The organism is Paenibacillus shunpengii (assembly GCF_042684905.1).
GTDB lineage: Bacteria > Bacillota > Bacilli > Paenibacillales > Paenibacillaceae > Paenibacillus > Paenibacillus shunpengii.
On sequence record NZ_JBHUMJ010000002.1, the window covers coordinates 2,960,487 to 2,977,914 of the forward strand.

The window sequence follows — 17,428 nt, forward strand, 5'->3', positions numbered from 1 at the left end:
AAAAATCCCGATCTGCAATTCAAGCAGATCGGGATTTTTATATTATTAAATCAATTTCATAATAACTTTAGCTGCTGATTCATGAAATTGATTCATCTAATTATTTGTTATCACTAGTGCTAACTTCTGCCACCTTCATAGCCACGCCTTTTGCATCCTTCGGTACAGATCTCTTAATAAAGAAGGCGAGTACCAGTGCCACTACGGTAACCCATGTAGCAATAATAAACGAGAAGTTAATACCGTTGATTTGCGCATCATTTGCTAGTTGAAGCATGGCAGCTTGATCCTGTGGATTAATATCTGCCATATGCGTATCCACATAATGAGTCGTACGGTTACTGAATATGGTGATGAAAATAGCCGTTCCGATGGCTCCGAATACGGTACGCAGTGTATTTAGCATCACCGTTCCGTGAGCATTCAAATTTTGAGGTATATCATTCAAGGCAGCGGTTTGAACCGGCATCATGAGAAGTGACATACCGAACATCCGGAGCGTATACACGATAATTAGCTGTGTATAAGACGTATCCATTGTTAACGTGCTGAATTCCCATGTTGTTATGATCGTAATAATCAGACCGATAATGCTAAGCCATTTTGCTCCAAATTTATCGAACAAGGAGCCCGTAATAGGAGACATAATACCCATAACGATTGCACCTGGAAGCATCAGCAGCCCGGAATCAAGAGCACTGATTCCACGAATCGTTTGCAAATAAATCGGCAGGAGAATCATACCTGAGAACATGGCCATCGTTACGACGATGAGAACCGCTGTATTCAGCGTATACATTGGGTTCTTGAACACTCTGAACTCGAGTAATGGAACATCCATCTTGAATTGACGCAGTACAAACAGCAGCAAGGATACACCACCTACAACTAGGCAAGTAATAACGATCGGATCGTTCCAGCCGTTAGATCCCGCATCACTGAAGCCATACAACAGTCCGCCAAAACCGATCGTTGATAAAATTACCGAAGTAATATCGAGCGTCGGATTGGACACTTCTGTAACATTTTTAACAAACTTCATTCCGACAAGCACCGCGATCGCAGCAATTGGAAGAATAATATAGAATAGCAATTTCCAGCTGTCGAAGGTTTGGACGACCCATCCAGATAATGTAGGGCCAATTGCCGGAGCCAGAATCATCGCAATACCGATCATACCCATTGCGCGTCCGCGCTGTTCAATCGGGAAAATATTAAGGATAACAACAGATAACAGCGGCATGATCACACCTGCACCTGCTGCCTGAACAACGCGCCCAGTCATAAGGACAGCAAAGGTAGGGCTAAGTGCACACAGCAAAGTACCTAGTGTAAATAAAGTCATACCGGTAATAAAAATTTGTCTAGTCGTAAACTTCGCCATCAAATACGCAGTAATGGGAATCAGAACGCCGTTTACAAGCATAAAGCCAGTGGATAACCATTGGACTGTGGTTGCACCTACGCTGAGGTCCTCCATAATTTTAGGCAAAGCAACGTTAAGTAATGTTTGGTTCAAAAAGGCAACAAACGCACCCAGCAGCATCGCAAATAAGATTGGACCTTTTTTGAATTCGATCGTCTTTCCAGACTGATTTGCAGCAATACTACTCATATTAATCAATCATCTCTCTTTCTCCATCTTTTCAAGCATCAAGGAATGAATACGAAGCAAATTGTCGATATCTTCCCTCGGTAAATCCATCATATGAGATACTTTTGACATCCATAGCTCATAGACTCTCTTCTGCACTTCTCTCCCTTTCACCGTAACCTGAAGCTCCAAAGACCTCCGATCATGAAGGCATCTGTCTCTCTCCACGAGTTCAGCCTTAACAAGACGGTCAACGACACCGCTCGTTGTACTGCTTCCCATATGGCAGAGCTCCGCTAATTCAGCCAACCCAATGTTAGGATGCTCAATTAGGATAGATAATACCAGCATTTGAATACGGGTAATCTCCATCTCCTCTTCCTGTTTCCAGAATAGTCGATGAAAGCTCTGGTTCACCTGACGAAAGGACGAGAATATCTGATACATCTCATCGTATTCGAGCATGATACTCACCTTTGCTACAAAATAATTATTTTATAAAATATTTCGTATACGAAATATAAGGAGTACAAAGTAATATTATAGACCGTTTTAAAAAATAGTCAACACCTTCTATATGTAATTATTTTCTTATCAATTATATTGCCCAAACAAAAAAGGAATACGCAGCGCGTATCCCATTAGAAGGATAAACCAATTCATCTTTATCAAGAAGTTTGCTTGGTTGGGGAGCTTTGGGAAGTGATCTTGGTCAGCAGGTAGACAAGCAGCTGTTGATTATGCGAAGAAATTTTGCCAAGTGTCCCGCTAATAAAATCTTCACGGATAATCATTCCGCGCTGTGCCTCTTGTTTTCCTCTCTCTGTTAATGTGACCCATACAATTCGGCGATCGCGATCGTCCCTGCTGCGAAGTATAAGCTCATTCTTCTCCATACGATCGAGCAGCATCGTTATAGCTGCAGGTGTTGTAGACAGATAAGGAATGAATTCGGACGGCTTCATACGGGGTTGCTCGGATAGCAGTTCAAGCACCGTCAGCTGAGCCTCAGTTAATGCAGGAGCAAGGGCCTGATCCATATGGGCTTTGTAGTCCTTCGTCAGCCTTGCCCATAGTTTAGCGAATTCAGAAGAATGCATCTGTTCTTCTCCCCTCTCTTGTAGAGATTAAGTGCTTGCTTTAGTCATTAACTATTTAGCTGATGAATCATTTCGCTCTTTTTGATGCAATTCCTGCCCCATTTCGGCGACTCGACCGGTATCGACGAAGGTTCTTATTCTTTGCATTGTAACGTCAAAAAAAGCCCCTGATGCCGTTTTCTGGCGTATCAGAGGCTCTTATGACATAATTTAGGATGTCGAATCAACCGCCCGATTATCTATGACCCGTACAATCGAGTCATTCTTCTCTACGCTGACCAGCGCTTTGCCTGTACTTCTCTTATCAGAGATCGGTGCCGATTCTGTAGAAAATCCTAGCATTTTGCCTTGTTCTGTCAACGCGATCAGCTGCAGTGGCTCTTTGACATGGTATGCAGCGACGATTTGGCTGCCATTCGGCTTGACACGTTTGCCTTCCTTGAATTCAAAGGTGGCAACACCTTTACCGCCGCGGGATTGCAGCGGATAATCAAGCAGAAGGGATCTCTTTCCATAACCAAGATCCGTTATGGTAAAGATTTCTCCTTCATCCTCATCAACCCATACAGCCGTGACAAGCTCATCCTCGTCTTTTAATTGTATCCCTTTCACACCGCCGGATACACGGCCCATTGGGTTCACTTCATCCTCCAGGAATCTTACACTTTGTCCCAGCTTGGAGATAAGCAGAATGTGCCTTCCTCCCGTACTGAGATGAACACGGATAACCTCATCATTTGCACCGACCTTGCATGCGGCAACTGCCGAAGAACGCTTGGTCACATAATCTTTTAATGCAGTTCGCTTGATCTGCCCTCTCCGTGTTACGAAGACGAGACTTGCCTCTTCTTGCTCGAAGCTGCGTACCGGTATGATGCTGACAACTCGATCTTCCTTCGATAATGGAATAACGTTAACGATCGCAGTCCCCGGATCCTTCCATTTGAATTCCGGCACCTGATGGACTGGCAGAAGGTAATATTGTCCCCGCTGTGTAAACACAAGCAAATTATCCAGCGTATTTACATCATAATACGAAGAGATGACATCACCTTCAATCACACCCGAGCTGCTCCGGTCTCCTCCTGAACGGGTAAAGGAAAGCATACTTGTGCGCTTGATGTATCCTTCGTTGGACAACGTCACGAGCACGTCCTCCGAATTGACGAGAACCTCAAGGTTAACCTTCAGCTCCTCTACCTCTTCCTGAATGGCAGAACGGCGTTCTATGCCGTACTTCTCACGGATCTCCTTAAGCTCCTTTCGAATGATACTGATGAGCTTCCGATCACTTTCGAGAATACTCCGAAGCTCGGCGACTTTCTTCTGGATCTCATCCAGCTCTTTTTGCAGCGTAGTGATCTCCAGATTCGTTAGACGATACAGCTGTAACGTAAGAATGGAGTCTGCCTGCCGCTCGGTAAAGCCAAACATCCATTCCAGATTGTTCTGGGCATCCTGGCGATTCTTGGATGCTTTAATGGCAGCAATAACTTCATCCAGAATGTTAAGCGCTTTGACAAGTCCTTCCAGAACATGAGCCCGATCCTCGGCTTTCTCGAGATCGTATTGCGTTCGGTGAGTGACAACCTCACGCTGATGCGCAATATAAGCTTCAAGTATCGGCTTAAGCCCAAGCTGATGAGGTGCTTTATTCACGATCGCCACCATATTGGAGTTATACGTGACTTGAAGATCGGTTTTTTTGAGCAAATAGTTAAGAATTCCTTGGGCATCTGCTTCTTTTTTGAGCTCAACGACAATACGCAAGCCTTCACGCCCGCTCTCATCTCGCACCTCAGCAATGCCCTCGATCTTCTTCTCCAGGCGAATCGTTTCCATCGCAGTAACCAACCGTGACTTAACGACCTGATAAGGAATTTCGGTAATGACGATCTGCTGCTTACCGCCCCGCAAATTTTCAATTTCCGTCTTGGAACGAATATAGATGCGGCCCTTACCCGTACGATAGGCGTCCAGAATTCCACTTCCACCCATAATGATGCCGCCTGTTGGAAAGTCCGGTCCTTTGATAAAGGTCATAATTTCTTCAAGAGAGATGGAAGGCTTCTCCATCACAGCAATACACGCGTCAATTACTTCTCTTAAATTATGTGTTGGAATCTCTGTAGCGAAGCCGGACGAGATCCCGCTTGCCCCGTTCACAAGCAGATTCGGAAAACGAGATGGGAGAACGACCGGTTCTTTGGCCGTGTTATCGAAATTGTCTTTAAATAGAACCGTACGCTTCTCAATGTCGCGCAGAATTTCCATTGCAATCGGTGACAAGCGTGCTTCGGTATAGCGCATTGCTGCCGCTGGATCATCATCCTGAGAACCCCAGTTTCCATGTCCATCGATAAGCACATGTCCCATCTTCCAAGGCTGCGCCATACGCACCATTCCCTCATAGATGGAGGAATCCCCGTGGGGATGATAATTACCCATCACATCACCAACGGTTTTTGCAGATTTGCGGTACGGTTTGTCAGGCGTATTGTTTGAATCGTACATGGCATACAAGATACGACGCTGAACGGGCTTGAGCCCATCACGCACATCAGGTATCGCCCGATCCTGAATAATGTATTTAGAATAACGACCGAATCGATCGCCTACAACTTCTTCTAGAAATGCTGGTAAAAACTGTTCAGATAAACTCATTCAAAGCACCTTCTATTCTTCGTACTCTGTAAAATCTACGTTCTCAACGATCCAGCGCTTACGCGGATCAACCTTATCACCCATCAAAGTGGTTACTCTTCTTTCGGCCTTGGCTGCATCTTCAATCTTCACCTGCAGTAAGGTACGGGTATCCGGATCCATCGTCGTTTCCCACAGCTGCTCTGGATTCATCTCGCCCAGACCTTTATAACGCTGTAACTCGTAATTTTTGCCGAATTCCTTAACATAAATTTGCAGCTGATCCTCCGTAAACGCATAACGGACCGTTTCAAGCTTACCTGTCTTCCGGCTGATCTTATAGAGAGGAGGCTGCGCAATATACACCTTCCCTGCATCAATAAGCGGCTTCATATAGCGATAAAAGAAGGTTAGTAGTAATACCTGGATATGAGCGCCATCTGTATCCGCATCCGTCATAATAATGATCTTGGAGTAATTGCTGTCTTCGACAGCAAACTCAGTGCCGATTCCTGCACCGATGGCAGACATAATTGCCCGGTATTCTTCGTTCTTCATAATATCGGCCAGCTTTGCCTTCTCCGGATTCATCGGCTTGCCTTTGAGCGGCAGAATGGCCTGAATCTTGGAATCGCGCCCTTGCTTCGCTGAGCCGCCTGCGGAATCACCTTCAACGATGAACAGCTCATTCCGAGAGTAATCTTTGGACTGTGCCGGTGTCAGCTTCCCGCCCAGATTAGAGCTTTCACTCCGTTTCTTGCCGGATCGCATATCATCTCTGGCTTTACGCGCCGCTTCTCTCGCTTTCGAAGCCTGAACTGCCTTCTTGATCAAGGTCTGTGCAACCTGCGGATTCTCTTCGAGAAAACGCTGCATGCTCTCGGTAACGACTTGATCCACTGTACTGCGCGCTGACGCACTGCCAAGCTGATCTTTAGTCTGGCCGACAAACTCCACTTCAGACATTTTAACACTGATGACTGCCATCATGCCTTCACGCAGATCGTTTCCTTCCAGATTTTTGTCTTTTTCCTTAATCATGCTCGTACGTCTTGCGTATTCATTCATGATTCGCGTATATGCCGTCTTGAAGCCTGTTTCATGTGTTCCGCCGCCGCGTGTAGGTATAGAGTTAACGAACGATACAATCGTTTCGGTATATCCCGCATTATACTGGATCGCAATTTCGACTTCGATGTCCTCTTTTTCCGCATTAAAATGGATAACATCTGTCAGTAGATCCTTGCCTTCATTCAGATAGGCTACGAATTGACTTGCACCGCCTTCGTAATAATACTCGTCTTGATTGCCGCTGCGCTCATCCTTGAGCACTATTCTCAGCCCAGAGTTCAGGAATGCAATCTCCTGCAAACGATCAGCCAGTGTCTCGTAGCTAAGAGCAATACCGGATTTAAAAACTTTGATGTCCGGCTTGAATCTTACCTTGGTCCCGGTTTGCCGTGTATTACCGATAACTTCAAGACCTGTAACCGGCTCCCCGACATGCTCGGTTCCCTTCTTATCTACCCAGTATTCAAAGCGCTGCCGGTGAATCTTACCCTCTCGATAAATTTCCACCTCGAGAAACTCGGATAAAGCGTTCGTTACCGAGGCACCAACACCATGGAGTCCACCGGATTTTTTGTAACCGCCTCCGCCAAACTTGCCGCCTGCGTGCAGTATCGTATACACGACCTGGGGTGTAGGAATACCTGTCTTGTGCATCCCAGTCGGAATGCCTCGTCCATTATCCTGCACCGTAACAGATGCGTCTTTATGTAGCGTAATTTCAATCTTGTCACAGTATTTTGCTAAATGCTCATCGACAGCGTTGTCGACAATTTCCCAGACTAAATGATGTAAGCCAGAGCTACTTGTGCTGCCAATGTACATACCCGGTCTTTTTCGTACAGCGACAAGTCCCTCCAGCACTTGAATGTCGTCTGCTCCATAGCCGTTATTCCCGGATACGTCAGCAGATAGATCCATCTCTTGGGTCATGAATGCTCCCCCTCTTATGCCTTCACTCTTCATGAATGATCACACTTTTAAAATATATTTAGATAAATAAATCAATTTCATAATACCTTTAGCTGCTTCAATCAAAGGTATATATAGCTTCAAAATCACCGTTTTAATGATTTATGAAATTGATAGAGATAAAGAACGAATAAAGTTGTCTTCAAGCTATGCTGTTCTCAGCTTAAAAATGCAAACAGATGTTTCTTATCCTTGTCCATTTTAATTCAAGATATCCCGTTTCGTAAAGACAAGGAATGAAACAACAAGCGAACTTATCCCCCATATGCTCAGCACACAGAGCGAAAATAGAAGCGTCATGCCTTCTATTGGCGGCAAATTTCCGGCCAAATAGCCGGTCAGATTCAAATTTACCATGAATAAATATTTTGCGCTGTCCCAAGAGGCGGCCATATTCGTCAATATTGTGCCGGCGATCAGTGCGGCCATCATAATAACGATGCTTGCGGATGTGCTTCTTACCAGCGTAGACACCATAAAGGACAGCACTGCCACAATGATACTAACAAACCATATTAATCCGGACTGCATCAGCAGATACTCCCACTGCTCCACTGCATGCACTTTGCTCATATCCACATCAGAGCCATTAATCTGAAAACCGGTAAAAATGGGGAAGGTAAAGCCCTTAAATCCGAAAAACAGACCTGAAATAAAATAACAAATGATAAATACGGCAAGAACAATAAGAGATACAAACATCAGCAGTGTGATTAGTTTGCTCAGCAGTATTTTCCACCGCTTGACAGGCCTTGTCAGCAGCATCTTAATCGTCCCTGTCGTCCTCTCGCCGGACACGAGATCAGAAGCCATGGCGACCACGAGCAAAGGTATAAACAAATTGATAGAATTGTTCATGAACTCTCTTGTAAACGTGACACCGCTCGGTTCATTCGGATTAATATCGTGATCCAAATAGTACTGAAGCTGTTGAATGTATATTCGCCGATATTGCTTCCACTCTTCCGGCACACGATCACTGCCTAGTGAATTCTGATTATCCGTGATTGCCTGCTGCATTTCAAGCCGCCAGTCCTGTCCGAACTTTTCACGTTTTGTTTCAGCTTCTCTCATCTGAGCATAGGTAAACATCGGTGTTAGTACGACTAATACTAGCAGAATGACATAAAACCTCTTTTTCTTGATCATTTTGATGACTTCATTACGAACAAGAGGCAGCACACTATTCAAAACAATTCACCTTCTGTCATCTTCAAAAATAATTGTTCGAGCGTAGGATTGACTTTCTGTACACCTTCTACCTGTATTCCGGCACGAACCATGGTTTTTACCATATCGGGAATTAGGCTTTCGGGCATTTCAGTGATAATGGCGTTATTACCGAGGCTCGCCGTCAAAGTATCGTCCAGCATACTTGCATCCTCCAGCTCTCTTACCTGTGAATGGCTGAGAAGCCAGCGAACTCCTTCTTCCCTTGGAGATAAATGCCAGATCGTGATATTGCTGTGATCCTCAATAAGCTCATCGACCTTGCCTACCGTGAGGATCTCTCCGTTACTTATAATCGCAACTCTATCACACATGAGCTGGATCTCACTAAGCAGATGGCTGCTGACAAACACCGCAAGTCCTTCATCCGCAAGCTTGCGTATAAAAGCCCTGAGCTCCTTGATCCCCTTTGGATCAAGGCCATTGGTCGGCTCATCCAGAATTAACAGCTTTGGATTACCAAGAAGGGCCTGGGCAATCCCCAGCCGCTGTCTCATGCCAAGAGAATATGTACTGACTTTCTCATGAATTCGCTGATCAAGACCCACAATCTCGGTTACTTCATTAATGCGTTCTTCAGCAATACCTGGCTGCATTCTCGCAAAATGCTCTAAATTTTCATAACCGGTCAAATAGGAGTACATTTCCGGATTCTCCACGATGGAGCCTACATATTTCAGCGCTTGCTCCGGCTGTCGATGCACGGGATAGCCGCATACACTCACAACACCCTCCGTGGGCTTGATCAAGTCAACGAGCATGCGGATCGTCGTTGTCTTTCCCGCTCCATTGGGACCTAGAAAGCCGAATACTTCTCCAGCACGAACTTCAAATGAAACATCCTTGATGATCCACTTTTTCTTGATTCTCTTCTTTAAGTGCTCAACTGACAACACAATCTCTCTTGAATTACTCGTCATCTGTCTTCACCCTCTGACCATGTACATCGTGAATTCCCAGCACTTCAATGATCCGTTCTGCGATTTCCTCATATCCCTGTGCATTTGGATGAAAATGATCGGAAGACAGCAATTGCGGAACACTATGCTCAAATAGATCAAACGTTTCCGCCATCATCATCTGATCGTCTGTATTAATAAGCTGCAGCGCCTGACTATTCCAAGCCGACACCACTGTATTGCCCAGCAGCTTCATATCAGGCAAATCATTGAAAGGATTATATAACCCTACATATACAATCCAGGCTTCTGGATTAATCTCTGCAATTTTTCGTAAAATTTCTTTGAGATTAGTCGTTCCACCCGGCAAAGTTTCATACAGCTCTTCAGCATCAGGCAGCTCTGCCGCGCCCTCTTCATACGCCTGAGCTGCCTTGAATAAGTCATTGCCTCCAATAGACAGCAGAATTAAATTAGATTGCTTTAAAACATACTGTACTCCCGTCTCATCGAGCTGCGGCAGCAGCCCTTCTGTAGTCAATCCATTAATAGCTAGATTGGCCGTAACTCGAACCTCATTCTCTTCATCCTGCAGCATTCCGACGACACGACGAATAAAGCCTTTTCCATCGTCATCTCCGGTTCCCTTCGCCAGAGAATCTCCAATGGCTGCCACTTTTATTTCTTTACTTTGCTCCATTGGCGCTGCCAAGGGCACTTCACGATCTGCCCCTTCATCTTCCATAAGTACGGTATTCCCTGATGGAGCGATAATATCCTGCACCGCAAGGACAAAACCGGTGATAAGAACGATGGTTACTATAATCGAAGTCGTACTTACAATTGCCCATATTTTTGTTGAAGATTTCACAAGGACCTTCCCTCCACAACAATTTATTCATAAAATTTCTGGTAAAAGTACGAAATGAGGTTTTATGTAAAATCCGGATTATTAGGATCGTCCAATTTGACTCTAAACTTACAACCCGATAATGAATAATTTCATATTGTAAAATGGGTTCTCATGATAAACATAAAACTTCAGGCCTCCATTTGCAAATAATGTCCAAAAAAAAGAACCTCCAGTTACGGAGATCCCAAAACAACAGCATAATATGTTTGCACCTAAAAAATATGGCATTTTGCTTGAGATGACTTAAGGGTCATTTAAAGCCTTACTAACTAAAGCAACTTCATAATTCCTTGTTCATGGGTTATGAAATTAGATTCAACAATAACTTATTTTCCGACAAATTCCTGAGCCCAGTAGCCATTCACATACCCTACACCAATAAGTGTAAAGTTTTTGTTCATGATGTTGGCTTTGTGTCCAGGACTGTTCATCCATGCTTTAACTACTTCAGCAGGTGTTTTTTGCCCTTTGGCAATGTTCTCACCAGCGTAGCTGTAGCTGATACCGAAAGTCTTCATCATATCGAATGGAGAACCGTAAGTTGGAGATGTGTGACTGAAGTAATTGTTGTCACTCATGTCCTTCGCTTTCGCTACGGCCATTTTTGTCAGATTCGTATGAATTGTAAGCGGTTTGAGACCGCCTGCTGCACGTTCCTTGTTAACCAAAGCAACAACTTCCTTCGCATATGCGGATACAACAGAGCTGGAGTCTGTAGAAGTGTTACCAGAGTTAGAGTTGGAACCACTATTAGATCCCGTATTTGAACCAGTGTTAGATCCGGAGTTAGAACCGTTGCTAGACCCTGTTTCAGATCCAGTATTCGAACCTGCGTTAGATCCTGTATCCGGTTTTTGAGTTGTGTTACCACCAACGGTAATGACTTTCCCGCCGATCGTAATCGTATTACCGTCAACCTTCACCTCATGACCATTTTCCTTAAGGAAATCTAAAATGGATTGCTGATAGCTTTCGAGCTTATCCTTAGCTGGAGAAGCGGAAGCTACACCCGCGCCTGGCAGAAGCATTCCTGCTGCAAGAACTGCACTCAAACTACCAGCGATGACAGTTTTCTTAATAGACGATCTCTTCAAAAATATCAGCTCCTAAGTATTAAATATTACAATTTTGTAACTGGTATGCTTAGGATTATAACAGCACTTTCGACATTTGTTAACCCATAAATTTTGGAAAAGATTAAATTTACGTAACCAAAATGTAATAATTTCGACAGCTAGTTTCAATTTTACTAGTTTTCTATCTCTTCACTTTATAGATTCGATCTGCGTAAAGTGCGAAAACAAAAAAACCTAACGATCCGTGATCGTTAGGTTGAGTTAGCAGTGTCTTATTAGGGACCTGCCTGACATATAAAATAATCTATTTGGATTACAGCTTCTTGCTGAACCGGTATCCATGTTTCGTAAAGCCAAGATGCTCATAAAAACTGTAAGACGGCTTATGCTGTTCTCGATTGCCTTCGATAATAAGCAGTTTCTGACTGCCGTGCTCGCTTGCCCAAGATTCCGCATGTTCCAAAAGTCTACGGCCAATACCTTCTCCTCTATGCGCTTTGCATACAATCAAAGATGTAATTTGTGCCGCTTGTTCTGGATCTGAATGCGATTGAACACACTGCAGACCTAGCATTCCTACAACCTCTCCATCCATTTCCGCCACCAGCATACAGGTATTATCATTCACCTGGGCAGATTCAATCCTCTCCCGCATAACTCCTGGCGTCGTTGGATAGCTGACCTCATGCATGAGATGTGTAACACACTCTGCATCCTGCTTCTCACATGAGCGAATGGTCAGAACTGGGGCTTCTACATTACTTAACATGGTTTACCTCCACTTTCAGCAAATTTGCGGCCTGTGTTGCCGTTTCGCGTGCTTCTTCTACACTGGTGGCTGCACTAAGTGCAACAGCCATTCTTCTTCCAACCTTCGTCTCAGGCTTACCAAAAATGCGAACCTGGGTACGAGGCAGGGCGAGTGCTTCCGGAACACCTTGAATCGTATAAGATGCTGTAATTTCATCTGCCTTCAGCGTTGCAGATGCGCCTGGTGTCAATAGTTCAACACCCGTCACCGGAAAACCGAGAACTGCTCTTACGTGAAGGGCAAATTCCGATAAATCTTGCGTAACCATCGTTACCATCCCTGTATCATGAGGCCGAGGAGAAACTTCACTGAATACGACCCCTTCTCTTGTCAAGAAGAGTTCTACGCCAAACAAACCATACCCACCAAGCTCATCGGTAATACGCTTAGCGATATGCTGTGCTTGGACCAACTGTTCCTCGTTCATGAAATGGGGCTGCCACGATTCTACATAATCTCCATCCTTCTGTATGTGTCCAATGGGGGGACAAAATACAGTACCAGATGAGGAACGAACCGTAAGCAGCGTGATCTCGCTCTCAAATTCAACAAAAGCTTCTACGATGACACGTGTTGCTATAGCCCTTGCTCCTTCTAGTGCAGCATTCCAGCTTGCTGATGCCTCCTCTGGAGCACGGCATACTGTTTGCCCCTTACCAGAAGAGCTCATGAGCGGTTTGACTACACAAGGCGTGCCGAGTTCTTGCACTGCCTTCTCTAGTTCTTCCAGACTATCAGCAAAACGATAAGCTGCCGTAGGCAAGCCCAGCTCTTCAGCTGCTAACCGGCGTATACCTTCACGATCCATCGTTAGTCTAGTTGCTCTTGCAGTAGGTACAACCCGAAATCCCTCTTGTTCAAGCTCCAGGAGTGCCTCTGTGGCAATCGCCTCGATCTCGGGAATGATAAAATCAGGCTGCTCCTTTCGAATCAAATCTTTTAGTGCTTCTGCGTTCAGCATGTCAATACAGTAGGACCTATGGGCGACCTGCATCGCAGGAGCATGGTCATAGCGATCGACAGCAATCGTCTCTACACCCAGTCTTTGTGCCTCTATAACGACTTCTTTGCCCAGTTCACCGCTGCCAAGCAGCAGCATTTTTTTGGTTTCTGCCGAAAAAGGAGCACCCCACATTTTCTCTCTAATCCCCCTACCTGAGAAATCTATATCTATTTCTCTATTTTCGGGGAACTTGAGACATAATGCAAGAGTGCTCGACTTATTTCTTGTGAATATTACATGGAAATTTTAAATTTCGCGAATAAAATTTACAAAAATCTGAACTGCGCTTCGATCAAACCATTGTAAATCCCTTGTTTTTGGATAAGCTGTTCATGATTTCCTTGTTCTTTAATTTCACCGTGATCAAGCACGATAATATTGTCCGCATTACGAATGGTGGACAAGCGATGGGCTACCATAAACGATGTTCTTCCTTCAAGCAATACCTTCAGCGCATCTTGAATCTTAAGCTCGGTTTCGGTATCAATGCTCGCTGTCGCTTCATCGAGTATGAGTATCCGAGGATCCGCAAGGAGTGCTCTGGCGAAGGACAGCAGCTGTCTCTGTCCCATGGAGAGAACGTTGCCTCGTTCCTCCACTTCCGTTTCGTAGCCTCCAGGCAGTTTCATGATGAATTCATGTGCATTGACGGCTTTGGCAGCTGCCTCGACTTCCTTATCTGTCGCATTCAATCGTCCGAACCTGATATTATCACGGATCGTGCCTGAGAATATAAACGTATCCTGCAGCACAATACCAATCTGACTGCGCAGGCTGCGGATCGTAATATCCCGAATGTTATAACCGTCAATGGTCAGCTTGCCCTCCGTTACATCATAGAAGCGGCTCAGCAGATTGATGATTGTACTCTTTCCTGATCCCGTATGACCAACTAGAGCGATCGACTGACCTGCCTGGACATCAAGGTCAATTCCCTTGAGAGCCTGCCGTCCCTTCTCATATTCAAATATGACGTTCTCAAACTTAATATTCCCTTGGATCGTCGGAATCGGCTTCGCTCCTGGTTTATCAGCAATGCCCGGCTCTTCATCCATGAATTCAAAAATGCGTTCAGAAGATGCCATCGCTACAAGAAGCTGATTGTACATTTGACCCAAGCGGTTAATCGGATCCCAGAAGTTGCCGACGTAGTTGGCAAAGGCAACAAGAAGCCCGATGGTTAGCTCTCCTTCTTGAATTAAATAAGCACCAAACCAGAACAAAATGAGGGAACCAACTCCGCCCGTAATTTCAATCAGTGGACCAAACGCTTGGTTCATCGTGGAAGCACGGTTCCAGGATTTACGGCTCGTCATGTTCATTTGATCAAAGAACTTCATGTTCTCTTCTTCTTGCGTGTAAGCTTGGGTTACACGAATGCCTTGAATAGATTCATTCAAGTGGGAGTTGATACGTGAGTTCTTCATACGCACGTCCTGCCATGCCCGCCGAATCTTCACCCGTAATTTCGTAGAAATAAAGAACATGAGCGGTACTGTTAGAACGACGGCAAGACCCAGCTTCCAGTTAATAAACATCAGAATAACAATAATTCCGACGAGCTGAACACAGTCAATCAGCAGATTGACTACCCCGTTCGTAAACAGATCCTGAAGCGAGTTAATGTCGTTTGTAATCCGGACCATAACCGAGCCCGCCGGCCGTTTATCAAAAAACGAGAAGGAAAGCTTCTGAATATGCTTGAACAGATCCGATCTTAGATCGTAAATTACCCGCTGACCAATGATATTCGTATATTTGATCCGGATTGTGGCTGCTACCCATTGGATAATATAGAGAAGCAGGATACCACCTGCGATCCAATACAGCAGCGTCAGACTCGGACTGCTTCCATCCGTCGGAGCGATCGCCCTGTCGATAGCCAGACTGGTAAGATAAGGAACGGTCAATTTTGTAATTGTTCCTAACACCATCATGACAATAACAATCGGAAGCAGCTGTTTGGCGTAAGGTTTCATGTAGGAAAAGAGTCGTGAAAACTGACCCCAGTTAAACGGTTTTTCAATGACTTCATCGTCCTGATAAACAAAGCGCTCCTGTGTTTTCTTCTCTTTCACACCGGGAATGTTTTGTTTTTCGACAGCTGCATCGTTACTCATGTGTCACCTGCTTTCCAGGCGCCCGTTTGATGCGGGCAATATGATCTGCGTATTGAATATGATATACATCTTGGTATTGTCCAGGAGAGCTGATGAGCTCTTCATGTGTGCCCCGCTGAACGACACGGCCTTCATTCAGCACAAGGATCTCATCCGCATGACGCAGCGAAGAGATACGATGGGCGATAATAAAGGTCGTTCTTCCCCGCATCACTTCCTGGAATCCGGACTGAATTTCATGCTCGGTCTCCATATCCACCGCGCTGGTTGCATCATCGAGGACAAGAATCTTCGGATTCAGCAGCAGCGCTCTTGCGATGGCGATCCGCTGTTTCTGTCCTCCGGACAGCCCCATTCCGCGCTCACCAACAACAGTATCGTAGCCTAACGGCATCTCCATGATGAAATCATGGGCTTTTGCCAGCTTGGATACACGAATAATTTCATCCATCGACACATCCTTCATGCCGTAGGCAATATTGTTTCGGATACTGGAGGAGAACAAGAAGGTTTCTTGAAAGACCGCCGCAATCTGACTGCGCAGGCTCTTGATATTCATATCATTAATGTCTATTCCATCAATCTTAATCGTTCCACTCGAAATGTTGTAGGCTCTCATAAGCAGCTGGATAATCGTCGATTTACCTGATCCGGTGCCTCCTAGAAACCCGACCACTGTTCCTGGAGGTGCATCCAGATTGATATCCACAACAGCAGGAATTTTGTTACCATAGGCAAACGTAACATGATCGAAGGTGACATGCCCTTTGACCTGCTCCGGCACCAGTGTAATAGGATCTTCTCCATCCTGTACGTCAATGGGCTGGTTTAGCAGCTCAAGCACGCGTTCACCAGATGCTTTGGACTGAGTATAGTTATTGATATGAAATCCGATGTTCCACATCGGTCCGATTATGTACCAAATTAAACTAAAGAAGGCAACAAGCTCACCTAGTGTCAGCTCCTGATGGATGACGAGTCTTCCTCCGATAACAAGCAGCAGAACAACACTGAGGGATGCCAGCAGCTCCATAACTGGGAAGAATTTGGCCCACAGTGAGGAGGCGAATATTTGATTCGATTTGTAGCGTTCGTTGCGAAGAGAGAACTTATCTACTTCGTAAGGCTCTCGGGCAAAGGATTTAACGGTACGTACTCCGGTAATGTTCTCTTGGACAGCGGTTGTCAGAGAGCTCATGGCCAGCCGCATTTCCTGAAATGCGGGGTGAATCTGGGTTTCAAATTTCAAGGCGACAATGACCAGTACAGGCATAAAAATGAGGGTAAGTAATGTCAGCTGCCAGTTGATGGAGATCATCATAACGGCTCCAAAGACTACCATAAGCACCATATTGAGAATCTGGGCAAATCCAAATCCAATAAAGTTACGAATTGCCTCCAAGTCTCCGGTTAACCGTGACATCAGGTCACCCGTCTTGGCCGTATCATAGTAACGGAAAGACAAGAATTGCAGCTTCTCATAGCATGCATTCCGCAGACGATAAGCCAGGTAGTTCCCTAGTCTTGCACCAAGAAATCCGTGTAAAAATTGAAATGATGCTTTGATGATTACTACACCTAGTACCGATAGGGCAAGCATGGGAACGTATTCATAATTCCCGGGGGTAATGACATCATCAATCAGCACGCGTAGAAGGTTCGGGTACACGAGCCCGAGTGCAGTGGCAATGGCCAAACACAGAATAGACATAAACATCAAATTCCGTTTAGACCAGAAGAAGCCCTGCAGCTGCCTGAGAACATCCATGTTTCTCCTCCTCAAAAATCTTACTCATCTTGTATAAAATCTTATGAACATTAATGAAGTTTATCACCGGCTTAAACCCCCGGCAAAGCGAAAAAGACCTCATTTTCAGGCTTCTTTTGGTTTGAAAGGGCAATATCAGGAAATAATGGGCAACTCTCAATTAAATAGTCGGATATTCTCAGCTTAGCTAGGTGATATCAACATAAAAGCATCCCTTTTCGGTTGCCCCGA

General features: G+C 45.0%; 13 protein-coding genes. All 13 read right to left on the reverse strand.

The features are described from left to right. Positions 1-100: 100 nt before the first annotated feature. The 13 genes from ACFSVM_RS13785 to ACFSVM_RS13845 all read right to left on the reverse strand — a co-directional run bounded on the left by ACFSVM_RS13785 (position 101) and on the right by ACFSVM_RS13845 (position 17,197). Positions 101-1,615, reverse strand: coding sequence for a DHA2 family efflux MFS transporter permease subunit (locus ACFSVM_RS13785; protein ID WP_379263008.1), 1,515 nt, complete (start codon positions 1,613-1,615; stop codon positions 101-103). A 9-nt stretch (positions 1,616-1,624) separates the two neighbouring features. After that, entirely contained in the window at positions 1,625-2,059 is a 435-nt protein-coding gene (locus tag ACFSVM_RS13790; protein ID WP_076312827.1) for a MarR family winged helix-turn-helix transcriptional regulator, read from the reverse strand. A gap of 203 nt (positions 2,060-2,262) precedes the next feature. After that, positions 2,263-2,694 carry a MarR family winged helix-turn-helix transcriptional regulator gene (locus ACFSVM_RS13795; protein WP_047911200.1) on the reverse strand — a complete coding sequence of 144 codons (432 nt, stop codon included), beginning with the start codon at positions 2,692-2,694 and terminating at the stop codon, positions 2,263-2,265. Positions 2,695-2,904: 210 nt separating this feature from the next. Beyond that, a complete protein-coding gene (gyrA, locus tag ACFSVM_RS13800) occupies positions 2,905-5,358 on the reverse strand; it encodes a DNA gyrase subunit A (protein WP_076312828.1) in 2,454 nt (817 codons plus the stop codon). A 12-nt stretch (positions 5,359-5,370) separates the two neighbouring features. Continuing rightward, complete coding sequence (parE, locus tag ACFSVM_RS13805; protein WP_076312829.1) at positions 5,371-7,338, reverse strand: DNA topoisomerase IV subunit B; 1,968 nt, start codon at positions 7,336-7,338, stop codon at positions 5,371-5,373. Between the two features lie 240 nt (positions 7,339-7,578). After that, the gene (locus ACFSVM_RS13810; protein WP_379262766.1) at positions 7,579-8,568 is read right to left on the reverse strand and encodes an ABC transporter permease; all 990 of its coding nucleotides are present in this window, start codon (positions 8,566-8,568) and stop codon (positions 7,579-7,581) included. Then, a complete protein-coding gene (locus ACFSVM_RS13815; protein WP_076312831.1) occupies positions 8,565-9,527 on the reverse strand; it encodes an ABC transporter ATP-binding protein in 963 nt (320 codons plus the stop codon). The genes ACFSVM_RS13810 and ACFSVM_RS13815 overlap by 4 nt, the downstream gene beginning before the upstream one ends. Then, positions 9,517-10,377, reverse strand: coding sequence for a GDSL-type esterase/lipase family protein (locus tag ACFSVM_RS13820; RefSeq protein WP_379262769.1), 861 nt, complete (start codon positions 10,375-10,377; stop codon positions 9,517-9,519). Before ACFSVM_RS13820 ends, ACFSVM_RS13815 begins: the two co-directional genes overlap by 11 nt. 368 nt (positions 10,378-10,745) lie before the next feature. Next, positions 10,746-11,513, reverse strand: coding sequence for a CAP domain-containing protein (locus tag ACFSVM_RS13825; protein ID WP_076312833.1), 768 nt, complete (start codon positions 11,511-11,513; stop codon positions 10,746-10,748). 295 nt (positions 11,514-11,808) lie between these two features. Then, positions 11,809-12,264 carry a GNAT family N-acetyltransferase gene (locus tag ACFSVM_RS13830; RefSeq protein WP_076312834.1) on the reverse strand — a complete coding sequence of 152 codons (456 nt, stop codon included), beginning with the start codon at positions 12,262-12,264 and terminating at the stop codon, positions 11,809-11,811. After that, positions 12,254-13,441: a formate-dependent phosphoribosylglycinamide formyltransferase gene (gene purT / locus ACFSVM_RS13835; protein WP_076312835.1), complete on the reverse strand. Its 1,188-nt coding sequence runs from the start codon at positions 13,439-13,441 to the stop codon at positions 12,254-12,256. Before purT ends, ACFSVM_RS13830 begins: the two co-directional genes overlap by 11 nt. Before the next feature lie 134 nt (positions 13,442-13,575). Beyond that, the gene (locus ACFSVM_RS13840; protein ID WP_076312836.1) at positions 13,576-15,429 is read right to left on the reverse strand and encodes an ABC transporter ATP-binding protein; all 1,854 of its coding nucleotides are present in this window, start codon (positions 15,427-15,429) and stop codon (positions 13,576-13,578) included. Next, positions 15,422-17,197, reverse strand: coding sequence for an ABC transporter ATP-binding protein (locus ACFSVM_RS13845; protein WP_076312837.1), 1,776 nt, complete (start codon positions 17,195-17,197; stop codon positions 15,422-15,424). Before ACFSVM_RS13845 ends, ACFSVM_RS13840 begins: the two co-directional genes overlap by 8 nt. Positions 17,198-17,428 lie beyond the last annotated feature (231 nt).